1 protein-coding gene is annotated in these 456 nt (G+C 36.6%); it reads right to left on the reverse strand.

Annotated elements, in window-relative coordinates; all coding sequences use genetic code 11:
• Positions 1–129 precede the first annotated feature (129 nt).
• A complete protein-coding gene (locus PVK70_RS18945) occupies positions 130–429 on the reverse strand; it encodes a hypothetical protein (protein ID WP_072055739.1) in 300 nt (99 codons plus the stop codon).
• Between the last annotated feature and the right edge of the window lie 27 nt (positions 430–456).

A 456-nucleotide genomic window follows, 5' to 3' on the forward strand; every position in this document is an offset into this window, starting at 1 on the left:
AACGCCTGCATAACACGTTTACTACTATGCAATCATACTTGAAATTGACGCCTTAAAACGAGAAACACCCGACAACCTGAGATGCCGAGTGTAGTAAATCGTGTTGATGCATTTGTTATGTGAATTCTTCTAGAACGTTACCAACTTTACTTTTGAAAGATCTACACGGTTATCTTTAATTTCAATACCTTCAGCTTCTAATTGATATATTTGGCCATTAACATCGGCAACCTTACCATTTGTATAGATAACTCGATTAGTAAAGCGGGAATTTGTAAAATCAGAATCAACTGCAGCTTGAAGCATTGAACGAACCGATTGACCGCCCTCTCGATGACCAAATAAATGGTCAGATAATTCACCATAAGTTGTAATACTACCTAAAGGAAGGGATGATTTAAGAAGATCCAACAATTGATTCCATTTCATTTTTTACTCCTAGTCTACAAGTCCATC

It is taken from the genome of Aliivibrio sp. A6, assembly GCF_028765505.1.
GTDB lineage: Bacteria > Pseudomonadota > Gammaproteobacteria > Enterobacterales > Vibrionaceae > Aliivibrio > Aliivibrio finisterrensis_A.

What these genes read in the sequence shown, in the direction of transcription:
- PVK70_RS18945 (WP_072055739.1), bottom strand. Translation starts at nt 429, where the DNA reads ATGAAATGGAATCAATTGTTGGATCTTCTTAAATCATCCCTTCCTTTA.